Annotated in this window: 21 protein-coding genes and 1 pseudogene; 9 read left to right on the top strand and 13 right to left on the bottom strand. The window is 60.4% G+C overall.

Annotated elements, in window-relative coordinates; genetic code table 11:
- Positions 1-13 precede the first annotated feature (13 nt).
- From KVQ82_RS01105 to KVQ82_RS01125, 5 genes are all read right to left on the bottom strand, one after another.
- Positions 14-394: a RidA family protein gene (locus KVQ82_RS01105; RefSeq protein WP_003229509.1), complete on the bottom strand. Its 381-nt coding sequence runs from the start codon at positions 392-394 to the stop codon at positions 14-16.
- A 24-nt stretch (positions 395-418) separates the two neighbouring features.
- Positions 419-2,524, bottom strand: coding sequence for a bifunctional GTP diphosphokinase/guanosine-3',5'-bis pyrophosphate 3'-pyrophosphohydrolase (spoT, locus tag KVQ82_RS01110; protein WP_041071922.1), 2,106 nt, complete (start codon positions 2,522-2,524; stop codon positions 419-421).
- Between the two features lie 57 nt (positions 2,525-2,581).
- Positions 2,582-2,845 carry a DNA-directed RNA polymerase subunit omega gene (rpoZ, locus tag KVQ82_RS01115; protein ID WP_008030604.1) on the bottom strand — a complete coding sequence of 88 codons (264 nt, stop codon included), beginning with the start codon at positions 2,843-2,845 and terminating at the stop codon, positions 2,582-2,584.
- A 167-nt stretch (positions 2,846-3,012) separates the two neighbouring features.
- Positions 3,013-3,633 carry a guanylate kinase gene (gene gmk, locus KVQ82_RS01120; RefSeq protein WP_041071927.1) on the bottom strand — a complete coding sequence of 207 codons (621 nt, stop codon included), beginning with the start codon at positions 3,631-3,633 and terminating at the stop codon, positions 3,013-3,015.
- Positions 3,634-3,643: 10 nt separating this feature from the next.
- The gene (locus tag KVQ82_RS01125) at positions 3,644-4,507 is read right to left on the bottom strand and encodes a YicC/YloC family endoribonuclease (RefSeq protein ID WP_108184203.1); all 864 of its coding nucleotides are present in this window, start codon (positions 4,505-4,507) and stop codon (positions 3,644-3,646) included.
- Between the two features lie 270 nt (positions 4,508-4,777).
- Between KVQ82_RS01125 and rph the strand changes: the two genes are divergently transcribed.
- Both rph and KVQ82_RS01135 read left to right on the top strand, forming a co-directional pair.
- Positions 4,778-5,500 carry a ribonuclease PH gene (gene rph, locus KVQ82_RS01130; protein WP_027610407.1) on the top strand — a complete coding sequence of 241 codons (723 nt, stop codon included), beginning with the start codon at positions 4,778-4,780 and terminating at the stop codon, positions 5,498-5,500.
- Between the two features lie 29 nt (positions 5,501-5,529).
- Entirely contained in the window at positions 5,530-5,898 is a 369-nt protein-coding gene (locus KVQ82_RS01135) for a DUF4870 domain-containing protein (RefSeq protein WP_003229492.1), read from the top strand.
- 82 nt (positions 5,899-5,980) lie between these two features.
- Here the strand turns inward: KVQ82_RS01135 and KVQ82_RS01140 are convergent, their stop codons facing one another.
- A complete protein-coding gene (locus KVQ82_RS01140; RefSeq protein ID WP_007920349.1) occupies positions 5,981-6,760 on the bottom strand; it encodes an exodeoxyribonuclease III in 780 nt (259 codons plus the stop codon).
- Positions 6,761-6,842: 82 nt separating this feature from the next.
- Between KVQ82_RS01140 and pyrE the strand changes: the two genes are divergently transcribed.
- A complete protein-coding gene (gene pyrE, locus KVQ82_RS01145) occupies positions 6,843-7,487 on the top strand; it encodes an orotate phosphoribosyltransferase (RefSeq protein WP_041071932.1) in 645 nt (214 codons plus the stop codon).
- Between the two features lie 165 nt (positions 7,488-7,652).
- Here pyrE and argB read toward each other — a convergent pair whose 3' ends face one another.
- The 4 genes and pseudogenes from argB to coaBC form a co-directional block, all read right to left on the bottom strand.
- Positions 7,653-8,558, bottom strand: coding sequence for an acetylglutamate kinase (gene argB / locus KVQ82_RS01150; protein WP_003229488.1), 906 nt, complete (start codon positions 8,556-8,558; stop codon positions 7,653-7,655).
- 17 nt (positions 8,559-8,575) lie between these two features.
- Positions 8,576-9,973 (bottom strand): annotated as a pseudogene (locus KVQ82_RS01155) (phosphomannomutase/phosphoglucomutase); the annotation flags it as partial.
- 307 nt (positions 9,974-10,280) lie between these two features.
- Positions 10,281-10,736, bottom strand: coding sequence for a dUTP diphosphatase (gene dut, locus KVQ82_RS01160; protein WP_027610410.1), 456 nt, complete (start codon positions 10,734-10,736; stop codon positions 10,281-10,283).
- Between the two features lie 5 nt (positions 10,737-10,741).
- Positions 10,742-11,950, bottom strand: a complete 1,209-nt coding sequence (gene coaBC / locus KVQ82_RS01165) for a bifunctional phosphopantothenoylcysteine decarboxylase/phosphopantothenate--cysteine ligase CoaBC (protein ID WP_003229480.1) — start codon at positions 11,948-11,950, stop codon at positions 10,742-10,744.
- Positions 11,951-12,086: 136 nt separating this feature from the next.
- Between coaBC and radC the strand changes: the two genes are divergently transcribed.
- Positions 12,087-12,761, top strand: a complete 675-nt coding sequence (gene radC, locus KVQ82_RS01170) for a DNA repair protein RadC (protein WP_098966267.1) — start codon at positions 12,087-12,089, stop codon at positions 12,759-12,761.
- 134 nt (positions 12,762-12,895) lie between these two features.
- Here radC and KVQ82_RS01175 read toward each other — a convergent pair whose 3' ends face one another.
- Positions 12,896-14,482, bottom strand: coding sequence for an ABC transporter substrate-binding protein (locus KVQ82_RS01175; RefSeq protein ID WP_222017624.1), 1,587 nt, complete (start codon positions 14,480-14,482; stop codon positions 12,896-12,898).
- 447 nt (positions 14,483-14,929) lie between these two features.
- Here KVQ82_RS01175 and rpmB point away from each other — a divergent pair, with 447 nt between their 5' ends.
- Entirely contained in the window at positions 14,930-15,163 is a 234-nt protein-coding gene (gene rpmB / locus KVQ82_RS01180; RefSeq protein ID WP_003229474.1) for a 50S ribosomal protein L28, read from the top strand.
- Between the two features lie 11 nt (positions 15,164-15,174).
- Positions 15,175-15,330 carry a 50S ribosomal protein L33 gene (rpmG, locus tag KVQ82_RS01185; RefSeq protein WP_003177274.1) on the top strand — a complete coding sequence of 52 codons (156 nt, stop codon included), beginning with the start codon at positions 15,175-15,177 and terminating at the stop codon, positions 15,328-15,330.
- Between the two features lie 207 nt (positions 15,331-15,537).
- Here rpmG and KVQ82_RS01190 read toward each other — a convergent pair whose 3' ends face one another.
- Positions 15,538-15,900 (bottom strand): cupin domain-containing protein, encoded by a 363-nt coding sequence (locus tag KVQ82_RS01190; protein ID WP_222017626.1) that lies wholly within the window; start codon positions 15,898-15,900, stop codon positions 15,538-15,540.
- 234 nt (positions 15,901-16,134) lie between these two features.
- On the opposite strand from KVQ82_RS01190, the gene KVQ82_RS01195 reads away from it, so the two are divergent.
- Both KVQ82_RS01195 and KVQ82_RS01200 read left to right on the top strand, forming a co-directional pair.
- Positions 16,135-17,628 carry an aldehyde dehydrogenase gene (locus KVQ82_RS01195; protein ID WP_041071948.1) on the top strand — a complete coding sequence of 498 codons (1,494 nt, stop codon included), beginning with the start codon at positions 16,135-16,137 and terminating at the stop codon, positions 17,626-17,628.
- Between the two features lie 244 nt (positions 17,629-17,872).
- A complete protein-coding gene (locus tag KVQ82_RS01200) occupies positions 17,873-19,015 on the top strand; it encodes an MFS transporter (protein WP_222017628.1) in 1,143 nt (380 codons plus the stop codon).
- A 77-nt stretch (positions 19,016-19,092) separates the two neighbouring features.
- On the opposite strand, the gene KVQ82_RS01205 is transcribed toward KVQ82_RS01200, so the two are convergent.
- Positions 19,093-20,661: a phospholipase D family protein gene (locus tag KVQ82_RS01205; protein ID WP_222017629.1), complete on the bottom strand. Its 1,569-nt coding sequence runs from the start codon at positions 20,659-20,661 to the stop codon at positions 19,093-19,095.
- A gap of 292 nt (positions 20,662-20,953) precedes the next feature.
- On the opposite strand from KVQ82_RS01205, the gene KVQ82_RS01210 reads away from it, so the two are divergent.
- The gene (locus KVQ82_RS01210; RefSeq protein ID WP_041071953.1) at positions 20,954-21,604 is read left to right on the top strand and encodes a DUF1120 domain-containing protein; all 651 of its coding nucleotides are present in this window, start codon (positions 20,954-20,956) and stop codon (positions 21,602-21,604) included.
- The last annotated feature ends 89 nt before the right edge of the window (positions 21,605-21,693 follow it).

Raw genomic sequence — 21,693 nt, forward strand, 5'->3', positions numbered from 1 at the left:
TGCGCCGTGTGCATTACTCGATGACCAGGATGGCATCCATTTCGACTTGCGAACCCTTCGGCAGGGCTGCAACGCCGATGGCGGCGCGGGCCGGATAAGGCTGGTCGAAGTATTTGCCCATGATTTCGTTGACCTTGGCGAAGTGGCTCAGGTCGGTGAGGAAGATGTTCAGCTTGACGATGTCCTTGAACGAACCACCGGCAGCTTCAGCTACGGCTTTGAGGTTCTCGAACACCTGGACGGTCTGGGCTTCGAAGCCTTCAACCAGCTCCATGGTCTTTGGGTCCAGAGGAATCTGGCCCGACATGTAGACAGTGTTGCCGGCCTTGATCGCCTGGGAGTAAGTACCGATGGCGGCTGGGGCCTTGTCGCTGGTGATAACAGTCTTGGTCATGTATGACTCCTTGTTAGGTGTGAATTAGGCACGCATGCGGGTGATACGGATGACCCCGGTCAGGGCGCGCAGCTTCTTGATCACGCGGGCCAGGTGCACACGGTCGTGGACGCTGACCACCAGTTGGACGACGCTGATGCGGCCATCGCGCTCGTCCATGCTGATTTTCTCGATATTGCCGTCGGCTGCGTTGACACTGCTGGCCAGCAGCGCGATCAGGCCGCGCTGGTGCTCCAGCTCGACGCGCAGCTCGACGTTGAATTCGCCGGTGACATCCTTGGCCCACGAGAGCTGGATGCATTTTTCCGGGTTGTGCCGGATTTCGCTGATGTTGCGGCAGTTGTCCAGGTGCACGACCATGCCTTTGCCCGCCGACAGGTGGCCGACAATCGGGTCGCCCGGGATCGGCGTGCAGCACTTGGCGTAGCTCAGCACCAGCCCTTCGGTGCCGCGAATCGCCAGCGGACCTTCCGGACTCGGCAGCTGCTCGCCTTCGCCGAGCAGACGGCGCGCCACGACATAGGCCATGCGGTTGCCCAGGCCGATGTCTTCGAGCAAATCTTCGATCAGTTCCAGACGATATTCGGCGAGCATTGCCTTGACGCGCTCGGCCGGGATCTTCTCCAGCGCGCTGTCGAAACCGTTGAGCACTTTGTTCAGCAGGCGTTCGCCAAGGCTGATCGATTCGGAGCGGCGCTGCAGTTTCAGCGCATGACGGATGTGCGTGCGCGCCTTGCCGGTGACCACGAAGTTGAGCCACGCCGGGTTCGGCCGTGCGCCGGGCGCGCTGACGATCTCGACCGTGGAGCCGCTTTGCAGCGGTTCGGACAGCGGTGCGAGGCGACGGTTGATCCGGCAGGCGATGCAACTGTTGCCGACGTCGGTGTGTACCGCGTAGGCAAAGTCGACCGCCGTGGAGCCTTTGGGCAGCTCCATGATCCGGCCTTTGGGCGTGAACACGTAGACCTCGTCCGGGAACAGGTCAATCTTCACGCTCTCGATGAATTCCAGCGAGTTGCCGGCACGTTGCTGCATTTCCAGCACACCTTTGACCCACTGACGGGCGCGGGCGTGAGTGCCTTTTGGCTGCTCGTCACCGCTGGATTTGTACAGCCAGTGGGCGGCAATGCCGTTGTTGGCCATCTCTTCCATTTCGCGGGTACGGATCTGGATCTCGATCGGTACGCCGTGCATGCCGAACAACGTGGTGTGCAGCGACTGATAGCCGTTGGCCTTGGGGATCGCGATGTAATCCTTGAAGCGCCCCGGCAACGGTTTGTACAAATTATGAACAGCACCCAGTACGCGGTAGCAGGTGTCGACCTTGTCGACGATGATCCGGAACGCATAGACGTCCATGATCTCGTTGAAGGCCCGACGCTTGCCGCGCATTTTCTTGTAGATGCCGTAGAGGTGTTTCTGGCGTCCGCTGACTTCGCCCTGGATGCCGTCGATGGCGAGGCAATGGCCAAGGGATTCTTCGATCTTGTTGACGATTTCCTTGCGGTTGCCCCGGGCGCGTTTGACCGCCTGGTAGATCCGCGCGGAACGCATCGGGTGCATCGCCTTGAAGCCGAGGTCTTCGAACTCGATACGAATCGCGTGCATGCCCAGCCGGTTGGCGATGGGCGCGTAGATTTCGAGGGTTTCCTTGGCGATGCGGCGGCGTTTTTCCCCGGACAGCACTTCCAGCGTGCGCATGTTGTGCAGGCGGTCGGCAAGCTTGACCAGGATCACGCGAATGTCGCGCGCCATGGCCATGGCCATTTTCTGGAAGTTTTCGGCCTGGGCTTCGGCCTTGGTCTCGAAGTTCATCTGGGTCAGTTTGCTGACCCCGTCGACCAGTTCGGCCACGGTTTCACCGAACTGCGCTTGCAGCGCTTCTTTGGCGATACCGGTGTCTTCGATCACGTCATGCAGCATCGCGGCCATCAGGCTCTGATGGTCCATGTGCATGTCGGCAAGAATATTCGCCACCGCAAGAGGATGCGTGACGTACGCCTCGCCGCTGCGGCGGCGTTGGCCGTCGTGGGCTTGTTCGGCGTAGAAATACGCTCGGCGGACCAGGTTGACCTGGTCGTTGCCGAGGTAGGTCGATAAGCGATCGGCGAGGGCGTCTATGCTCGGCATGATGACTCCTGCCGTAGGCTGTGTTCCCGCGCCGTGCTACGTCGACCAGGCATAGGCTTAGACGGCCTCGTTGGACTCGTCCTCGAAAGCAGCGAAGAGCGGTTCATCCTGGACGATTTCCTGCTCGGCGATGAACTCGTAGCTCATCAGGCCTTCAGCGATTTCACGCAGGGCGACAACGGTCGGCTTGTCGTTTTCCCACTGGACCAGTGGCTCTTTGCCGCCGGTGGCCAGTTGACGGGCACGCTTGGTAGAGAGCATGACCAGCTCAAAGCGGTTTTCCACGTGTTCTAGGCAGTCTTCAACGGTTACGCGGGCCATGGTATTCCTCGGAGCGAATGCAATATGCGCGCTGCCCGGTTGGGCGAGCGGACTCAACAGTTTAAAAAATCACCAGCGATTAGGGAAGCGCTGATTTTTTGACCAGACCCTTCAACGCGCTGCAGGCACCAATGTAAAGCGCTTGCAGCGGTTTTGGGAAGTGCTGATTAACCCAGCAATTCAGCCAGCAATCTGCCGAAACGCACTTGCTGGCGCTTCTGCTGCAGCTGATTGGCACGGAAAATCGCTTTCAGATCGTCCAGCGCGTGGGCGAAATCATCGTTGATGATCAAGTAATCGTATTCGACGTAGTGGCTCATCTCGCTGACTGCTTCGCGCATCCGGCCGTCGATGATCTCGTCACTGTCCTGGCCACGGTTGGTCAGGCGCTGGTGCAGGGCCTGCAGCGACGGCGGCAGGATGAAGATCGAGCGGGCTTGCGGCATCAACTTGCGGACCTGCTCGGCGCCTTGCCAGTCGATCTCCAGAATCAGGTCGTGGCCTTCGTCCAGCGTCTGCTGCAGACGGCTTTGCGAGGTGCCGTAGAAGTTGCCGAAGACTTCGGCGCGTTCGAGGAAATCGCCGTGCTCGCCCATCTTCACGAACTCTTCGCGGGTCACGAAGTGATAGTTCACGCCATCCACCTCACCCGGACGCATGGCGCGGGTGGTGTGGGAGATCGAGACGCGGATCTCCGGGTTGGTGTCGGTCAACGCCTTGACCAGGCTGCTCTTGCCCGCGCCCGAAGGGGCGGAAATGATGTACAGGGTGCCGGTGTGGTGGGTCATGTCTGTAGCCTTACTCAATATTCTGCACTTGTTCGCGCATCTGCTCGATCAACACCTTGAGGTTGACGGCGGCCTGGGTGCTGCGCGGGTCGAAGGCCTTGGAGCCCAGTGTGTTGGCTTCGCGGTTGAGTTCCTGCATCAGGAAGTCGAGGCGCCGGCCAGCAGCACCGCCGGACTTGAGCACCCGGCGGACTTCAATGATGTGGGTGCTCAGACGATCCAGTTCTTCGGCCACATCGCTCTTTTGCGCGAGCATGACCATCTCCTGTTCCAGACGCTGCGGATCCAGTTCGGCCTTCATGTCGGCGAAGCGGTCGAGGACTTTCTGGCGCTGGGTCGCGAGCATCTGCGGCACCAGTTCACGCAGGGTCACGACGTCTTCTTCTATGGAGGTCAGGCGCTCGTTGATCAGGCGTGCCAGCTCCGCGCCTTCGCGCTCGCGGCCGGCCTTGAGTTCCTTGAGACCTTGATTGAACAGCGCCAGCGCATCGGCGTTCAGCGCTTGTGGATCAGTGGCGTCGGCCACCAGTACGCCGGGCCAGGCCAGCACTTCCAGCGGGTTGAGTGCTGCCGGGTTCTTGATCAGGCCGGCAACGGTTTCGGCGGCGGCGACCAATTGCGCGGCGCGCTCGCGGTCGACCTGCAACGGCTTGCCGGTGCTTTCTTCGGTGAAGCGCAGGGTGCATTCCAGTTTGCCCCGCGACAGGCCCTGACGCAGGGCTTCACGCACTGAGCCCTCGAGGTCGCGGAACGACTCCGGCAGGCGCAGGTGCGGTTCCAGATAGCGGCTGTTGACCGAGCGCAGTTCCCAGCTCAGGGTGCCCTGGGCGCCGGCTTTCTCAACGCGGGCGAAGGCGGTCATGCTGTGCACCATGGCGGTGACCTCGCAATGCAGATCGGCGCAGAAGGGATGTTCCGCAGGCTCGATATCAATGAATTTAAGCCGACTGGCAGCAAAGGCGCAGGATTGTAGCGCAGTGCGGCGGATGCGCCCAAACACACGGTGTGACAAAGGGCTGCAGGCCGTCGGTTATGCGTGTTTCAGGGCCGTGGGTCGACGGCCGGAATTTTTAACCCGTGCCCAGGCGCGGTGCAGCGCTCTATAATGCTCGGCAGTTTTCCGTCCCCAGTACAGGTATTCCCTATGAAACGTCCAAGTGGTCGCGCTGCCGATCAGCTCCGCTCGATCCGCATTACCCGCAACTACACCAAACACGCCGAGGGATCCGTACTGGTCGAATTCGGTGATACCAAGGTCATCTGCACCGTCAGCGTCGAAAACGGCGTGCCGCGTTTCCTCAAAGGCCAGGGCCAGGGCTGGTTGACTGCCGAGTACGGCATGCTGCCGCGCGCCACTGGCGAGCGTAACCAGCGTGAAGCGAGCCGTGGCAAGCAGGGCGGTCGCACCCTGGAAATCCAGCGCCTGATCGGCCGTTCGCTGCGCGCTGCGCTGGACATGTCCAAGCTGGGCGACGTGACCCTGTACGTCGACTGCGACGTGATCCAGGCTGACGGCGGCACCCGCACCGCCTCCATCACTGGCGCCATGGTGGCCCTGGTTGATGCACTGAAAGTGATCAAGAAGCGTGGCGGCCTGAAAGGCGGCGACCCGCTCAAGCAAATGATCGGCGCTGTGTCGGTCGGCATGTATCAGGGCGAGCCGGTGCTGGATCTGGACTATCTTGAAGATTCCGCTGCCGAGACCGACCTCAACGTGGTGATGACCAGCACTGGAGGCTTCATCGAAGTCCAGGGCACCGCCGAAGGCGCGCCGTTCCAGCCTGAAGATCTGAACGCCATGCTGGAACTGGCCAAGAAAGGCATGAACGAAATCTTCGAACTGCAAAAGGCCGCACTGGCCGACTGAGCAGGTTCGTAACCCGCAAGGAGGACGCGATGAGTGATGAGCAAGAGTTGCTGCCCAAACCGAGCCAGGAGGTTCGCCAATGGGCGATGTTTTGTCACTTGTCCGCCTTGCTGGGGATCTGGATTCCGTTCGGCAACCTGATCGGGCCGCTGATTCTGTGGCAGATGAAGCGCGAAACTGATCCGTTCATCGACGCTCAGGGCAAAGAGGCACTGAATTTCCAGATCACCGTGGCGATTGCTGCCGCGATCTGTCTGCTGCTGATGGTGTTGATCATCGGCTTCTTCTTGCTGGGCCTGCTGGCCATCGGGGCGCTGGTGCTGACGATCATTGCCGGGGTGAAGGCGAACGAAGGGTTCCCCTACCGTTATCCGTTCACCTGGCGGTTGATCAAATAACGATCAGCACAAATGACCTGTAATCAGCGCGCACAAAAAAGCCGACTGTGATGTCGGCTTTTTTGCATTCACGAATCGACGCTTAGATGGTCAGCGTCCAGTCGTAGTCGACGATCAGCGGCGCGTGCTGCGAGAACCGTGGCTGCCGCGGCAGGCGTGCACTGCGCACGAAACGCCGCAGGCCCGGGGTCAGGATCTGGTAGTCGAAACGCCAGCCCAGATTCAGCATCTCGGCCTGTTCGTTGTCCGGCCACCAGCTGTACTGGTCGCCTTCGCGGCTGACTTCGCGCAGGGCATCGACGTAACCCATGTTGCCGACAATCTCGTCCATCCAGGCGCGTTCTGGCGCCAGGAAGCCCGGGGATTGCTGGCTGTCGCGCCAGTTCTTGATGTCGAGCTTCTGCTGCGCCACGTACAGCGAGCCACAATAAATGTACTCGCGACGTTTGCGCCGCTGCTTGTCCAGGTACTTGCCGAAGTCGTCCATGAGCTTGAACTTCTGGTTCAAGTCCTCATCGCCGTTCATCCCCGAAGGGAGCAGCAAGGTGGCAATACTGACTTTGTCGAAATCTGCTTGCAGGTAGCGCCCGTAGCGGTCGGCCGTCTCGAAACCGAGACCGCTGATGACAGCCTTCGGTTGCAACCGCGAATACAAAGCCACGCCACCTTGGGCAGGGACTTCAGCATCGCAGGCATAAAGGAAGTAGCCATCCAGTTGGAAGGCTGGGTCATCCAGTTCAAAGGCGGAGGCACGGGTGTCCTGCAGGCAGATGACGTCGGCATTCTGAGCTTGCAGCCAACTGAGCAAACCACGCTCGACTGCCGCCTGAATACCATTGACGTTCACACTGATGATCCGCATAAATGGCCCCAAAAATCGCGTGCGTGTATGATACACGGCGTCAAGCTAATTAGCTAAATCCGTGGTATTTGGGGTTTTTTTCATGCAAGCGTATCAGCGCGATTTCATTCGTTTTGCCATCGATCGCGGCGTTTTGCGCTTCGGTGAGTTCACCCTTAAGTCCGGGCGCACCAGTCCTTACTTCTTCAACGCCGGCCTGTTCAACACGGGCTCGGCCCTGGCGCAGCTGGGGCGTTTCTACGCGGCAGCCATCGCCGAAAGCGGCATTTCTTTCGACGTCCTGTTTGGCCCGGCCTACAAAGGCATCCCGCTGGCGGCAACCACTGCCGTCGCGCTGGCCGAGCATCACGACCGCGACCTGCCGTGGTGCTTCAACCGCAAGGAAGCCAAGGCCCACGGCGAAGGCGGCAGTCTGGTGGGCGCACCGTTGACCGGCGACGTGCTGATCATCGACGACGTGATCACCGCCGGCACCGCGATCCGTGAAGTGATGCAGATCATCGCTTCCCAGGATGGCGCCAAGGCCGCTGGCGTGCTGATCGCCCTGAACCGTCAGGAGCGTGGCAACGGCGAGTTGTCGGCAATCCAGGAAGTCGAGCGTGATTTCGGTATTCCGGTGATCAGCATCGTTTCGCTGAACCAGGTGCTGGAATTCCTCGCTGACGATCCGCAGCTCAAGCAGCATCTGCCAGCCGTGGAAGCGTACCGCGCCCAGTTCGGCGTCTGATGCGCTGCCCTTGTAGGAGCTGCCGAAGGCTGCGATCTTTTGATCTTGTTTTTTGAAAGCAAAACGTCAAAAGATCGCAGCCTGCGGCAGCTCCTACAGGGATTGCAGGCAAAAAAAGACCCCGCTCAGTCAGGCTGAGCGGGGTCTTTTTGTTTGCGCGACGCCTTACGGACGCTTGCGATTGCTGATCAGCGTACCCACACCGGTATCGGTGAAGATTTCCAGCAGGATCGCGTTCGGTACGCGACCGTCGATGATCAGCGAGCTGCCAACGCCACCCTGAACCGCTTCCAGTGCGCAACGGATCTTCGGCAGCATGCCGCCGTAGATGGTGCCGTCGGCGATCAGATCGTCGACCTGCTGGGTGCTCAGGCCGGTCAACACGGTGCCGGACTTGTCCATCAGGCCGGCGATGTTGGTCAGCAGCATCAGCTTCTCGGCTTTCAGCGCTTCGGCGACTTTACCGGCCACCAGGTCGGCGTTGATGTTGTACGACTCGCCGTTCTCACCGACGCCGATCGGCGCGATCACCGGGATGAAGTTGCCTTTGACCAGCAGGTTCAGCAACTCGGTGTTGATCCCGACCACTTCACCGACCTGACCGATGTCGATGATTTCCGGCTGGGTCATCTCCGGGGTCTGGCGGGTGACGGTCAGTTTCTTCGCACGAATCAGCCCGGCGTCTTTACCGGTCAGGCCGATGGCGCTGCCACCGTGACGGTTGATCAGGTTGACGATGCTTTTGTTGACCTGACCGCCGAGGACCATTTCCACCACGTCCATGGTCGCGGCGTCGGTGACGCGCATGCCATCGACAAAGTGGCTTTCGATCGACAGGCGCTTGAGCAGATCACCGATCTGCGGGCCGCCGCCGTGAACCACCACCGGGTTGATGCCCACGGCTTTCATCAAGACGATGTCGCGGGCAAAGCCGGTTTTCAGCTCCTCGCTTTCCATCGCGTTGCCGCCGTATTTGATCACCAGGGTCTTGCCGACATAACGTCGGATGTAAGGCAACGCTTCGGACAGGACCTGGGCGGTGTGGGCGGCGGCTTCGCGTTCGAGGGTCATTCAGGGCTCCGGGTGAATCAGAACGGTAGTTGGAGATCAGGTGCAACGCGTTTCAGTTGGGTGTGGAACACCGCCTTGATACGCGCAAGTTCTGCCTCGTCATCGGCCTCGAAACGCAGCACCAGCACCGGTGTGGTGTTGGAGGCGCGTACCAGGCCCCAGCCTTTGGCGTAATCGACTCGCACGCCGTCAATGGTGGTCAGGTCAGCGCCTGGGCCCCACTGTGCGTCGTGCAGTGCATCAATGATGCTGAATTTGCTCTCTTCGGTCACATGGATATTGATTTCCGGCGTAGAAATATCGTTCGGGAAGGTCGCAAACAGCTCTTCGGCGGTGGATTTTTCCTTGCTGAGAATCTCCAGCAGCCGTGCGGCGCTGTAAATACCGTCGTCGAAACCGAACCAGCGCTCCTTGAAGAAGATGTGCCCGCTCATCTCGCCGGCCAATAGAGCGCCGGATTGTTTCATTTTCTTTTTGATCAACGAATGACCGGTCTTCCACATTAGCGGGCGACCACCGTACTCCTTGATCAGCGGCACCAGGCGGCGGGTGCATTTGACGTCGAAGATGATTTCCGCGTCGGGATTGCGCGCCACCACGTCACGGGCAAACAGCATCAACAGGCGATCCGGGTAGACGATGCTGCCGGTATTGGTCACCACGCCGACACGGTCGCCGTCGCCGTCGAAGGCCAGGCCGAGATCAGCGTTGGTTTCCTTGACCTTGGCGATCAGGTCGACGAGGTTTTCGGGCTTGCCCGGGTCCGGGTGGTGGTTGGGGAAGTTGCCGTCGACTTCGCAGAACAGCGGGATGACTTCGCAGTTCAGCGCTTCGATCAGTTGCGGGGCGATCACGCCGGCCGCACCGTTGCCGCAGTCGACCACGACTTTCAGGCGGCGGGCCAGTTTGACGTCCTGGACGATTTCGGTGGTGTAGCGGTCAAGGATTTCGACTTGAGTGACGCTGCCCTGACCGCTGGTCAGGTCATCGGTCTTGATGCGCTCGTGCAGCACCTGGATCTGCTCGTTGGCGAGGGTGTCGCCGGCGATCACGATCTTGAAGCCGTTGTAGTTCGACGGGTTGTGGCTACCGGTGAGCATTACGCCAGACTTGCCGGCCAGCACGTTGGCCGCGTAGTACAGCGCCGGGGTCGGAACCAGGCCAACGTCGCTGACATGGCAGCCGCTCTCGGCGATACCGCGGATCAGTTCGGCAACCAGCTCCGGGCCGGACAGACGCCCGTCGCGGCCGACCGACACGTTCGGTTCACCCTGGGCCAGGCTCTGCGAGCCGATGGCGCGGCCAATCCAGTACGCGGTTTCGGCATTGAGGAATTCCGGCACGGTGCCGCGAATGTCATAGGCGCGGAAGATGCTGTCAGGTAGCTTCGGGGCGATCTTGGCTGGGGTGCTCATCTGCACAAATGCTCCATCTCGAAAGTGGCGGGACAGACCGACGATTCACTCGGCGGCAGGCTCAAACTGAAGGGTATGACGGCGTTTTCCGCAGAGAGTTCGTGGTGTGAAAGGGCCATGACGCCTCGTCTGGCGTGGCCTGCGGCCGGCAAAACCTTGATTTTCGGTGTTAAAACCTGCTGCCGAAATGCACGAATTTTGTGGTGAGGGGATTTATCCCCGATGGTTGCGCAACAGATCCAAAAGTCTTGGGGCCGCTTCGCAGCCCATCGGGGATAAATCCCCTCGCCACAATAATATTTCAGGGTTATTTAGTGCCGGTATGGCCAAAACCGCCCGCGCCGCGTTCGGTTTCGACGAACTCTTCAACCATTTCGAAATGCGCCTGCACCACCGGCACCAACACCAGCTGCGCCAGACGCTCGCCGACGGTCATGGTGAAGTCGTTCTGACCACGGTTCCAGCAGGACACCATCAGCGGGCCCTGATAATCCGAGTCGATCAGGCCGACGAGGTTGCCCAGCACGATGCCGTGCTTATGGCCCATGCCCGAGCGCGGCAGGATCAGCGCGGCGAGGTTCGGGTCGCCGATGTACACCGACAGACCAGTAGGGATCAGCACGGTTTCACCCGGCTTGATCACGATGTCCTGTTCAAGCATGGCGCGCAGGTCGAGGCCGGCGGAGCCTGGGGTGGCGTATTGCGGCAGCGGGAATTCGCTACCGATGCGTGGGTCGAGGATCTTGGCTTGCAAAGCGTGCATGTAAATTAAACCTGATTCAGACGTTCGGCGATAAAAGTGACCAGTTGGCGAGCGATCTTGCTCTTGCTGGTCTGGGCGAAAACAGTGGCATGAAGCTCACGGTCGATCACGCTGCAGGCGTTTTCTTCGCTGTTGAAACCGATGCTCGGGTTGGCCACGTCGTTGGCGACGATCAGGTCGAGATTCTTGTCTTTCAGCTTGCGTGCAGCGTAGTCGAGCAGGTGTTCGGTCTCGGCGGCGAAGCCGACACTGAACGGGCGGTCGGGGCGGGTCGCGATGGTGGCCAGGATGTCCGGGTTACGCACCATTTGCAGGACGAAGCCGTCGCCGCTTGTAGGGTCTTTCTTGAGTTTTTGCGGGGCAACCACTTCCGGACGGTAGTCCGCCACCGCGGCCGAGGCGATGAACACATCACACGGGATGGCCGATTCGCACGCTGCAAGCATGTCGCGGGCACTGACCACATCGATGCGCGTGACGCGATCCGGCGTCGGCAGGTGCACCGGGCCGCTGATCAGGGTCACGCGGGCGCCGGCTTCCACCGCGGCTTCGGCCAGAGCGAAGCCCATTTTCCCGGAGCTGTGGTTGGTGATGTAGCGCACCGGGTCGATGTTTTCCTGGGTCGGGCCGGCGGTGATCACTACGTGCTTGCCGGTCAGTGCCTGACGCTGGAAGCAGTCTGCCGCGCACTGCGCCAGATCGGTGGCTTCCATCATCCGGCCCATGCCGACGTCGCCGCAGGCCTGGCTGCCAGAGGCCGGGCCGAAAGTCTTCAGGCCACGGCTTTCAAGGAGTTGCAGGTTGGCCTGGGTTGCCGGATCGCGCCACATCGCCTGATTCATTGCTGGCGCGACGGCCACCACGGCGTCGGTAGCAAGAACCAAAGTGGTCAGCAAATCATTGGCGATGCCTTGGGCCAGACGGGCGATCAGGTCAGCGGTAGCCGGGGCGATCAGCACCAGATCGGCCCATTTGGCCAGTTCGATGTGGCCCATCGCCGCTTCGGCGGCCGGGTCGAGCAGATCCAGGTGAACCGGGTGCCCGGACAGGGCTTGCATGGTCAGCGGGGTGATGAACTCGGCGCCGCCATGGGTCATGACCACGCGCACTTCGGCGCCCTGGTCGATCAGGCGACGAACCAGATCGGCGCTCTTGTAGGCCGCAATGCCGCCGCCGACGCCCAGAACGATGCGTTTCCGATACAGCCGCTGCATAGGTCTGCCTTTACATTTCGTGGGTGACATACGTGGCGAAACCCCCTCCCCAGGGTGAATTCGCCCGCAAAAAAGATGGGCTACGATATCACAGCGACCGCTACGGAACAGCGGTGCCCACAGACAAGGAAGGTGTATGAGTATTCGCGATTGGCCTGCGGCGGAGCGGCCGCGGGAGAAGCTGCTTGAACAGGGCTCGGGAAGTCTTTCGGACGCCGAGTTGCTGGCGATTTTTCTTCGAACCGGGGTCACGGGAAAAAGCGCGGTGGATCTGGCGCGACACCTGTTGACGCAATTCGGCAGCCTGCGCGCGTTGCTGGAAGCCGATCTTGCGGCGTTCAGCGGACAGTTGGGATTGGGGCCTGCGAAATTCGCGCAGTTGCAGGCGGTGCTGGAAATGGGGCGGCGACACCTGGCCGAGCGCATGCGTAAAAAACCGGCGCTGGAGAATCCGCAGGCAGTTCGGGACTATCTGAAATCCATGCTGCGCCACGAGCCACACGAGGTGTTTGGCTGCCTGTTTCTCGATTCCAAGCATCAGGTGCTGACGTTCGAGGCACTGTTTCGCGGCTCGATCGATAACACCAGCGTGCATCCCCGGGAAGTGGTGAAACGCTCATTGGCCAACAACGCGGCGGCGGTGATTCTCTGCCATAACCACCCGTCGGGGAACAGCGATCCGAGCCAGGCGGATCGACAACTGACCAAGCGCTTGCAGAAGGCTCTGGACCTGATTGATGTACGGGTGCTGGATCACTTCATCATTGGCGACGGCGAGCCGCTGTCGATGGCGGAGTGTGGCTGGATGTAGCTTTCAACAACAAACACCAACCCCTGTGGGAGCGGGCTTGCTCGCGAAGGCGGTGTGTCAGTCAATAAGAGTTTGGCTGATCCGACGCCTTCGCGAGCAAGCCCGCTCCCACAGGTGAATTGTGTTGTGACGGGTTATTTCAGGGTGACCTTCGAGTAGTCCTGCCGCCCGAACGGGCTGACGGAATAACCCTGCACATCCTTGCGCGTCAGCGCATAGGCAGTCGGGTGCGCCAGCGGCAACCACAGCGCCTGCTGCTGAATCTGCGCCTGTGCCTGTTCGTACAGTTTGGTGCGCACGCCTTGCTCGCTGGTGGTCTTGCCGGCGCTGATCAGTTTGTCCAGGTCGGCATTGCAGTAGCGGGCGAAGTTGGTGCCGGATTTGACCGCCGCGCAGGAAAACTGCGGCGTGAGGAAGTTGTCCGGATCGCCGTTGTCGCCGGCCCAGCCCATGAACAGCAGGTCATGCTCGCCAGCCTTGGCGCGGCGAATCAGTTCGCCCCACTCGATCACGCGGATTTCCGCCTGAATGCCGATTTCCGCCAGATCCGATTGCAGCAATTGCGCGCCCAGACTCGGATTCGGGTTAAGCAGGCTGCCGGACGGACGCGTCCAGATGGTGGTCTGGAAGCCGTCCTTGAGTCCGGCCTTGGCCAGCAACGCCTTGGCTTTGGCCACGTCGTGCGGATAGCCCGGCAGGTTCTTCGCGTAGCTCCAGGTGTTCGGCGGGTAAGGGCCGTTGGCGGGTTCGGCGGTGTCTTCGAATACGGCTTTGACGTAGTTGGCCTTGTCAAAGGCGAGGTTGATCGCCTGGCGCACTTCCGGCTTGTCCAGCGGTGGATGCTGGCTGTTGATGCCGACGAAAGCGGTCATGAACGCGTCAGTCTTTTCCACTTTCAGCGTCGGCTCTTCCTGCGCGGCCTTCACGTCCAGCGGTTTTGGCGACAGGGCGATCTGGCATTCGTTGCGCCGCAGTTTTTGCAGGCGCACGTTGGCGTCCGGGGTGATGGCGAAGATCAGCGGATCGACCGCAGGCTTGCCGCCAAAGTAGTCCGGGTTGGCCTTGTAGCGCACCGAGGCGTCTTTCTGGAATCGCGTGAACACGAACGGGCCGGTACCGATCGGTTGGCTGTTGAGCTTGTCGGTGGCGTCGGCCTTGAGCAGCTTGTCCGCATATTCGGCGGAATAGATGGAGGCGAAGCCCATGCTCAGTGTCGCGAGGAACGTCGAATCCGGGTGGTCAAGGGTAAAGCGCACGGTCAGCGGGTCGAGTGCGTCGATCTTCTTGATCAACGTCGGCAACTGCATGGACTGGGCGTGCGGGAATCCGCTTTGCGCCACTTTGTGCCATGGGTTGGCGGGATCGAGCATGCGATCAAAGCTGAACTTGACGTCTTCGGCGCTCAGGGTGCGGGTCGGCTTGAAATAGTCAGTGCTGTGAAACTTCACCTGCGGGTGCAGCTTGAACACGTAACTCAGGCCGTCGGGGCTGACTTCCCAGCTGTCGGCCAGGCTTGGCACGACTTTGCCGCTGGCGGTGTCGAAGTCCACCAGGCGGTTCATCAGTACGTCGGCCGAGGCATTGGTGGTGGTCAGCGAGTTGTATTGCACCACGTCGAACCCTTCAGGGCTGGCCTCGGTGCACACGCTCAGGGCGGCAGCCTGGGCCAATGGGCTCAGCAGAAGCGGGGCGAGCAACAGGGGTAGGGCAGCGAGGCGCATGGTCGGCTTCCTTTACAGATCGAAGGCCCATCTGCAGGTGCAGTCTGGAAAAGGGTTACCCTAGAGGGCTGGATTGCAAATGACTATCCCCTTTTTGCATTTTTCGGGCCGGGACAGTGGTGTTTTTCAGACCACGGTGCACGAGGAAAAGTCGGGAACCTCTTTTAGAGCGGTTTTCTGCGACGAGTGGTCAAAACGCGCCTCAGCCTTTATCCAAAGCGCCCGCAGCCGGAAAATGCGCGTTTTTACCGGTCGATTGCACATCCATTGTTGTTGCACCCCGGTCTTTCTGGTATAAAGCAGCGCTCTTTTCTAGGGGCCCGGTTCCTTCACTGTAGGTGTAGCCGGTAAGACCTCTAAAGAAACGCGGCGCCTGGCGCCAAATGACTGAGAGATTAAGCGGCCAACCCATGCCGGGTTGGGCATGTGGTTTTAGAGGGCTGAGGCATGTCGAGAGTATGTCAAGTTACCGGTAAGGGTCCGGTAACCGGGAATAACATTTCCCACGCAAACAACAAAACCCGTCGTCGTTTCCTGCCGAACCTGCAGCATCACCGCTTCTGGGTTGAAGAAGAGAAACGTTTCGTACGCCTGCGCGTTTCCGCCAAAGGCATGCGTATCATCGACAAGCGTGGCATCAGCGTTGTGCTGGCCGAGCTGCGTCGCGACGGCAAGATTTAAGGGAGCTAATCATGCGTGAATTGATTCGTTTGATTTCGAGCGCCGGTACTGGTCACTTCTACACTACCGACAAGAACAAGCGTACTACCCCGGACAAAATCGAGATCAAGAAATATGATCCGGTTGTTCGCAAGCACGTGATCTACAAGGAAGGCAAAATCAAGTAATTGATTTTTCCCGACTTACGAAAAAGGCCCGTATCTCACGACACGGGCCTTTTTTGTTGCCTCGGATTTCTGCGGTGTCAGGCCGGGCCTCATCGCTGGCAAGCCAGCTCCCACAGTGATTACCGGTGTTCACAATGTTGGTGTTAATCACAAAACCTGTGGGAGCTGGCTTGCCAGCGATAGGGCCGGATCAGTCAGCGAAAGTCCTCAAGCCTTCTGTTCAAAGATCACATAGACCTTGCGGCAAGCCTCCAGCACTTCCCAGGTGCCACGGAAGCCCGCTGGAATCACAAAGCGGTCACCCACGCGCAAGGTCTTGGCATTGCCATCGCTGTCACGCAGCACCGAAACTCCCTGCAGGATTTCGCAATATTCGTGTTCGGTGTAATTGACCGTCCATTGGCCAACCGCACCTTCCCACACGCCAACACCCATTTGCCCGCAAGGGCTGTCGTATTGATTGAACACCGCTTGCTCGGGATCACCCTCGAGCACTTTGGCCGGGTCCGGGCGATAGCGTTCGGCTTCGCTGCTGGTCAGGCTGATGTCGACGACGTTCTGGATGTTCATTGTTGTTTTCTCCCGTGATGACGGCGCGGTGGCTTGAAAGGGCCAGAGTCTATGTTTATTAAAATGAACACCGCAAGGTCGTATGGCGCGCTTATGTCAAATATATTGAAACAAACCCGGCCGCTGGTTTAGGGTGGCGGGTGCCTTGGGCCGAAAAGCAGGCTGGCCGGGCAGCATTCCTGAAGACGACCGCGAAGAACGCGGCGCTCTATTCAACAAGAGGAGGACACTCGAATGACCACCCTGACTCGTGCCGATTGGGAACAACGCGCCCGCGACCTGAAGATCGAAGGCCGCGCCTACCTCAACGGTGAATACACCGACGCCGTCTCCGGCGAGACTTTCGAGTGCATCAGCCCGGTCGATGGCCGTCTGCTGGGCAAGATCGCCAGCTGTGACGCCGCCGACGCTCAGCGCGCCGTGGAAAACGCTCGCGCCACCTTCAATTCCGGCGTCTGGTCGCGCCTGGCACCGACCAAACGCAAAGCCACCATGATTCGTTTCGCCGGCCTGCTCAAGCAGCACGCCGAAGAACTGGCGCTGCTCGAAACCCTCGACATGGGCAAGCCGATCAGCGATTCGCTGTACATCGACGTGCCCGGCGCGGCGCAGGCCCTGAGCTGGAGCGGCGAGGCGATCGACAAGATCTACGACGAAGTCGCCGCCACTCCGCACGATCAACTGGGTCTGGTGACCCGCGAGCCGGTCGGCGTGGTCGGCGCCATCGTGCCGTGGAACTTCCCGCTGATGATGGCCTGCTGGAAACTTGGCCCGGCGCTGTCGACCGGTAACTCGGTGATCCTCAAGCCGTCGGAAAAGTCCCCGCTGACTGCCATCCGCATCGCTGCGCTGGCCGTTGAGGCCGGTATTCCGAAAGGCGTGCTCAACGTGCTGCCGGGCTACGGCCACACCGTTGGCAAGGCGTTGGCGTTGCACAACGATGTCGACACGCTGGTGTTCACCGGTTCGACCAAGATCGCCAAGCAGTTGATGATCTATTCCGGCGAATCGAACATGAAACGCGTGTGGCTGGAAGCCGGCGGCAAGAGTCCGAACATCGTCTTCGCCGATGCGCCGGACCTGCAAGCCGCTGCCGAATCCGCCGCCAGCGCCATTGCTTTCAACCAGGGCGAGGTCTGCACCGCCGGTTCGCGTCTGCTGGTCGAGCGTTCGATCAAGGATAAATTCCTGCCGATGGTGATCGAGGCGCTGAAAACTTGGAAGCCGGGCAATCCACTGGATCCGGCGACCAACGTTGGTGCGCTGGTCGATACCCAGCAGATGAATACCGTGCTGTCGTACATCGAATCCGGTCACAGCGACGGCGCCAAACTGGTCGCTGGCGGCAAGCGCATCCTCCAGGAAACCGGTGGCACCTACGTCGAGCCGACGATTTTCGACGGCGTGAGCAACGCGATGAAGATCGCTCAGGAAGAGATCTTCGGCCCTGTGCTGTCGGTCATCGCTTTCGACACCGCCGAAGAGGCGATCCAGATCGCCAACGATACGCCGTATGGCCTGGCCGCAGCAGTGTGGACCCAGGACATCTCCAAAGCGCACCTGACCGCCAAAGCGCTGCGCGCCGGCAGCGTGTGGGTCAACCAGTACGACGGCGGCGACATGACCGCACCGTTCGGCGGCTTCAAGCAGTCGGGCAACGGTCGAGACAAGTCGCTGCATGCATTCGACAAGTACACCGAGCTGAAGGCGACGTGGATCAAGCTGTAAATCGTTGATGGGAGCCTGAGTGAATCAGGCTCCCTAATCGAGCAGAGATCCCTGTGGGAGCAAGTCTCTGTGGTGAGGGGATTTATCCCCGATCGGCTGCGAAGCAGTCGCAAAACCAGTGCATTTGATGGTGCAGGTTTTGAGGTCGCTGCGCGACCTGTCGGGGATGAATCCCTTCACCACTGGGTTTGCTCCCACATTGGTTTTGTGGTGTACATAAAAATAATCCACAGGAGCGTGGACCATGCGTTGGGCGACGTATTTCGCCGTGTTGGCGTCTGTCTTGAGTGTCGGTCTGGCCCTGGGGGTCAGCATGCCGCTGGTGTCGTTGCGTCTGGAGGGTTGGGGCTATGGCTCTTTCGCCATCGGCGTGATGGCGGCGATGCCGGCGATTGGCGTATTGCTGGGCGCGAAGATTTCCAGTCATCTGGCGGCGCGTTTCGGTACGGCTAACCTGATGCGCCTGTGCCTGTGGGCCGGCGCGTTGTCGATTGGCTTGCTGGCGCTGCTGCCGAGTTATCCGATCTGGCTGGTATTACGCCTGATGATCGGGGTGATCCTGACCATCGTGTTCATCCTTGGCGAAAGCTGGATCAACCAACTGGTCGTCGAACACTGGCGCGGGCGGCTGGTCGCGCTGTATGGCAGCAGTTATGCATTGAGCCAACTGTCTGGTCCATTGCTTCTGGGGGCGCTGGGTACTGAACATGATTATGGATTCTGGGTCGGTGTCGGGCTGCTGACGGTTTCGCCTTTTCTGTTGATGGGCCGCAGCGGGGCGCCGAGCAGTGAAGCCAGCAGTGTGACTTTCGGCGATCTCTGGGGATTTGCCCGCGAGTTGCCGGCGATTGCCTGGGCGGTGTCGTTGTTCGCCGCGTTCGAGGCGATGATCCTCACGCTGCTGCCGGTGTATTGCCTGCAGCAGGGCTTCACTGCCGAGATTGCGCTGGCGATGGTCAGCACCGTGGTGGTCGGCGACGCGCTGTTGCAACTGCCGATTGGCGCATTGGCTGACTACCTGTCGCGGCGCACGTTGTTCACCGGATGCGCGGTGATCCTGATGCTGTCGAGCCTGGCGATTCCGCTGTTGATCGATACGCTGCTGATCTGGCCGTTGTGGGTGTTGTTCGGGGCCAGTGCCGGTGGCCTGTTCACCTTGTCACTGATCCTGATCGGCGAGCGTTATCGCGACGATGCGCTGGTGCGGGCCAATGCGCACATTGCGCAGCTGTGGGGTGTGGGCTGTCTGATCGGGCCTTTGCTCGCGGGGGCGGGCAGCCAGTGGATCAGCGGGCATGCGTTGCCATTGTTGATGGCGGCCGGGGCGTTCGGGCTGGTGATTCTGCTGATGCGCCAAGGTGCATTCGGGACGGTGCAAACGGCTTAAGGTCAAAAGATCGCAGCCTGCAGGGAAACCGCATTCCTCCGCTGTAGGAGCTGCCGCAGGCTGCGATCTTTTGCTTTTTAAAGCATCCGTTCCAGGCCCACCGTGGTGCTGAACCACGCATTGAAGCGCCGCCACCAGCTCCCGGGTTCCTGGGTCAGCGTGTGCATCTGTCCGTTGTCCTCGGTCACCCAGACAATCTTCCCATCCTGCAATTTCGCCTGATAACTCAGGGCCGGCGCCATGCCTTGCAGCGCCAGTTCGCGCACGTGTCCGGCCAGCTCCGGGCTGTCCACCAGCACCCCGACTTCGGTGTTCCACAACACTGAGCGCGGATCGAAGTTGAACGAGCCGATGAACGCTTTCTGTCGATCGAAAATCATCGCCTTGCTGTGCAGGCTGGAGTCCGAGCCGCGGAACGACTTGCTGTAAAACAAATGCGGACCGCTGCCATAGTTGTCCCCGGGCTGACGGCGCAGTTCATACAGTTTCACACCGTGTTCCAGCAACGCCTTGCGGTACGGCGCGTAACCGCCGTGCACCGCGGGCACATCGGTGGCTTCCAGCGAATTGGTCAGCAGGCTCACCGAGACCCCGGCGTCGGCGCGTCCGGTCAGGTACACCAGCCCCGGCTGGCCGGGTACGAAGTACGCCGAAATCATGATCAGTTCTTTGCTGACGCCGCGCAGCTCCGGCGCCAGTTGCGTGGTCAGCAGCAGTTGCGGATCCGGCTCGTCCTTGGCCAGCACCTTGCTCGGCGCGTCCCACAGTGCCTGGTTCCAGGCCCAGATCAGTTCCTTGCGCCAGATATCCATGCGCGGCGCGGTCTTGAACGTCATCAACTGTTGATACAGCGCGTGGTTCTGTTTGCGGGTTTCATCCAGCGATTCTTCCAGGCGTGTGCGGGTGTTTTGCAGGTCTTTGATGCTCGGTTTGCTGGAGAGGAATTCGTCGATTGGCTTGCTCAGCGCGCTGTTCCAGTACTGATCGAAACTGTGCCCGAGCTGTTCGGCCACCGGGCCCACGCTGAGCATGTCGATGTCGGTGAAATTCAGGTTCGGCTCGGCATCGAAGTACTCGTCGCCCAGATTGCGCCCGCCGACGATGGCCACGCTGTTGTCGGCCAGAAACAGTTTGTTGTGCATGCGCCGGTGTTGCAGCGACAGGTTGAACAGGCGTCCGGCAGCGCGGGTCACGCCGGTGCTGCGGCCCAGGTGCAGCGGGTTGAACAGGCGAATCTGAATCTGTGGGTGCGCCGCCAGCGTGGCGATGATCGTGTCCAGACCGTCGCTGGTGGTGTCATCGAGCAGGATGCGTACGCGCACGCCGCGGTCGGCAGCCTTGAGCAGTTCTTCCACCAGCATCCGCGTGCTGACACCGTCGTGAACGATGTAGTACTGCAAGTCGAGGCTGGTTTGCGCATTGCGGATCAGTTCGGCGCGCGCGGTGAACGCTTCAGTGCTGTTGGACAGCAAACGGAAGCCGGAACGGCCCTGCCAGGGCGCGGCCTGGGCCTGGATCGAGCGGCCGAATACGGAGCCGGAGGCCGGCAACACCTGGCTGGGTTCGCGCGGTACATCAAGGGTTGCGCAACCACTGGCCAACGAACACAACACGCAGACAGCGAGCAATTTTTTTCCGGGTCGCACGTTGCTTTCTCGGCTGGAGGCTGGGGGGCGGAGTATGGCATGCAGAGGATTTCAAAGACCCTTCAAGGCAGATCCTCGCCACATTGGGTAAACCATTAGTCGTTCGAAAGTAGGAATGAGTTCGCATTTGGCTTTGGACTATTTGCTTTGTCGTTTTTTCTGTTTTGGCTTGGTGCCTATTCCTACATACGGAGCCTACAAAAAACGAAATCATCGCCCCGGCGTTCACGGCCTCGAGAAAGCGATGCACTGAACCACTGCCATTTATAAATAGCCGAACAGGTAGGGACTGATGAAAACATCAACATGGATGGCCGCCGTTGCGGCTGCAGTAATACCCACACTGGCGGTTGCCGAAAGCGTGGACCTGAGCGTGATCGGAACCATTATTCCGACGTCGTGCATTCCCGCGTTCGCCGGTGGCGGCACGGTAGATTTGCGCAAGATATCGGCAGCCACGCTGAACAAGACCACGCAGACGCTGCTGCCGACTCACGATATATCGCTGCACATCAACTGCGATGCGCCAGCACCGGTGGAAGTGTCGGTCAGAGACAATCGCGCGGCGACCAAACTGCCGGGTATCAGCGATGGCGCCGGTAACAGCGATGCGGCCTTGTTCTATGGCCTGGGTGAAATCAACGGCATCCGTATCGGTGGCTTTGCGCTGCGCCACGGGCGTCCGGAGGCCGACGGCATCCAGCAGACCCTGATCACCCGAAGCCTGGCGGCGCCGACGTGGCAACTGCCTTCCTCGCCGCTGGTAAGCAATGCCCCGGCGCTGTACTCCTGGGGGACGGGCGTGGCCGCTGGCCCGGTCGCGGCGCGCCACCACGGATTTCCGATGAGCCTGCTGCCGATCATTGGTCCGAGTAACGCACTGCCGATCACCAGCGAGATTCCGCTCGATGGCTCGGTCACGTTCGATATGTACTACCTCTGATCGTCAGAACCCGGCCATGGCCGGGTTCTTTCTCGCTCTTTCGGCGCGCCCTTTGACGGGGGCGTTGCCATTCCCAGCGGAACAATACC

Source organism: Pseudomonas sp. AO-1 (assembly GCF_019775695.1).
Taxonomy (GTDB): domain Bacteria; phylum Pseudomonadota; class Gammaproteobacteria; order Pseudomonadales; family Pseudomonadaceae; genus Aquipseudomonas; species Aquipseudomonas parakoreensis.

What these genes read in the sequence shown, in the direction of transcription:
- KVQ82_RS01105 (WP_003229509.1), bottom strand. Translation starts at nt 394, where the DNA reads ATGACCAAGACTGTTATCACCAGCGACAAGGCCCCAGCCGCCATCGGT.
- spoT (WP_041071922.1), bottom strand. Translation starts at nt 2,524, where the DNA reads ATGCCGAGCATAGACGCCCTCGCCGATCGCTTATCGACCTACCTCGGC.
- rpoZ (WP_008030604.1), bottom strand. Translation starts at nt 2,845, where the DNA reads ATGGCCCGCGTAACCGTTGAAGACTGCCTAGAACACGTGGAAAACCGC.
- gmk (WP_041071927.1), bottom strand. Translation starts at nt 3,633, where the DNA reads ATGACCCACCACACCGGCACCCTGTACATCATTTCCGCCCCTTCGGGC.
- KVQ82_RS01125 (WP_108184203.1), bottom strand. Translation starts at nt 4,507, where the DNA reads ATGGTGCACAGCATGACCGCCTTCGCCCGCGTTGAGAAAGCCGGCGCC.
- rph (WP_027610407.1), top strand. Translation starts at nt 4,778, where the DNA reads ATGAAACGTCCAAGTGGTCGCGCTGCCGATCAGCTCCGCTCGATCCGC.
- KVQ82_RS01135 (WP_003229492.1), top strand. Translation starts at nt 5,530, where the DNA reads ATGAGTGATGAGCAAGAGTTGCTGCCCAAACCGAGCCAGGAGGTTCGC.
- KVQ82_RS01140 (WP_007920349.1), bottom strand. Translation starts at nt 6,760, where the DNA reads ATGCGGATCATCAGTGTGAACGTCAATGGTATTCAGGCGGCAGTCGAG.
- pyrE (WP_041071932.1), top strand. Translation starts at nt 6,843, where the DNA reads ATGCAAGCGTATCAGCGCGATTTCATTCGTTTTGCCATCGATCGCGGC.
- argB (WP_003229488.1), bottom strand. Translation starts at nt 8,558, where the DNA reads ATGACCCTCGAACGCGAAGCCGCCGCCCACACCGCCCAGGTCCTGTCC.
- dut (WP_027610410.1), bottom strand. Translation starts at nt 10,736, where the DNA reads ATGCACGCTTTGCAAGCCAAGATCCTCGACCCACGCATCGGTAGCGAA.
- coaBC (WP_003229480.1), bottom strand. Translation starts at nt 11,950, where the DNA reads ATGCAGCGGCTGTATCGGAAACGCATCGTTCTGGGCGTCGGCGGCGGC.
- radC (WP_098966267.1), top strand. Translation starts at nt 12,087, where the DNA reads ATGAGTATTCGCGATTGGCCTGCGGCGGAGCGGCCGCGGGAGAAGCTG.
- KVQ82_RS01175 (WP_222017624.1), bottom strand. Translation starts at nt 14,482, where the DNA reads ATGCGCCTCGCTGCCCTACCCCTGTTGCTCGCCCCGCTTCTGCTGAGC.
- rpmB (WP_003229474.1), top strand. Translation starts at nt 14,930, where the DNA reads ATGTCGAGAGTATGTCAAGTTACCGGTAAGGGTCCGGTAACCGGGAAT.
- rpmG (WP_003177274.1), top strand. Translation starts at nt 15,175, where the DNA reads ATGCGTGAATTGATTCGTTTGATTTCGAGCGCCGGTACTGGTCACTTC.
- KVQ82_RS01190 (WP_222017626.1), bottom strand. Translation starts at nt 15,900, where the DNA reads ATGAACATCCAGAACGTCGTCGACATCAGCCTGACCAGCAGCGAAGCC.
- KVQ82_RS01195 (WP_041071948.1), top strand. Translation starts at nt 16,135, where the DNA reads ATGACCACCCTGACTCGTGCCGATTGGGAACAACGCGCCCGCGACCTG.
- KVQ82_RS01200 (WP_222017628.1), top strand. Translation starts at nt 17,873, where the DNA reads ATGCGTTGGGCGACGTATTTCGCCGTGTTGGCGTCTGTCTTGAGTGTC.
- KVQ82_RS01210 (WP_041071953.1), top strand. Translation starts at nt 20,954, where the DNA reads ATGAAAACATCAACATGGATGGCCGCCGTTGCGGCTGCAGTAATACCC.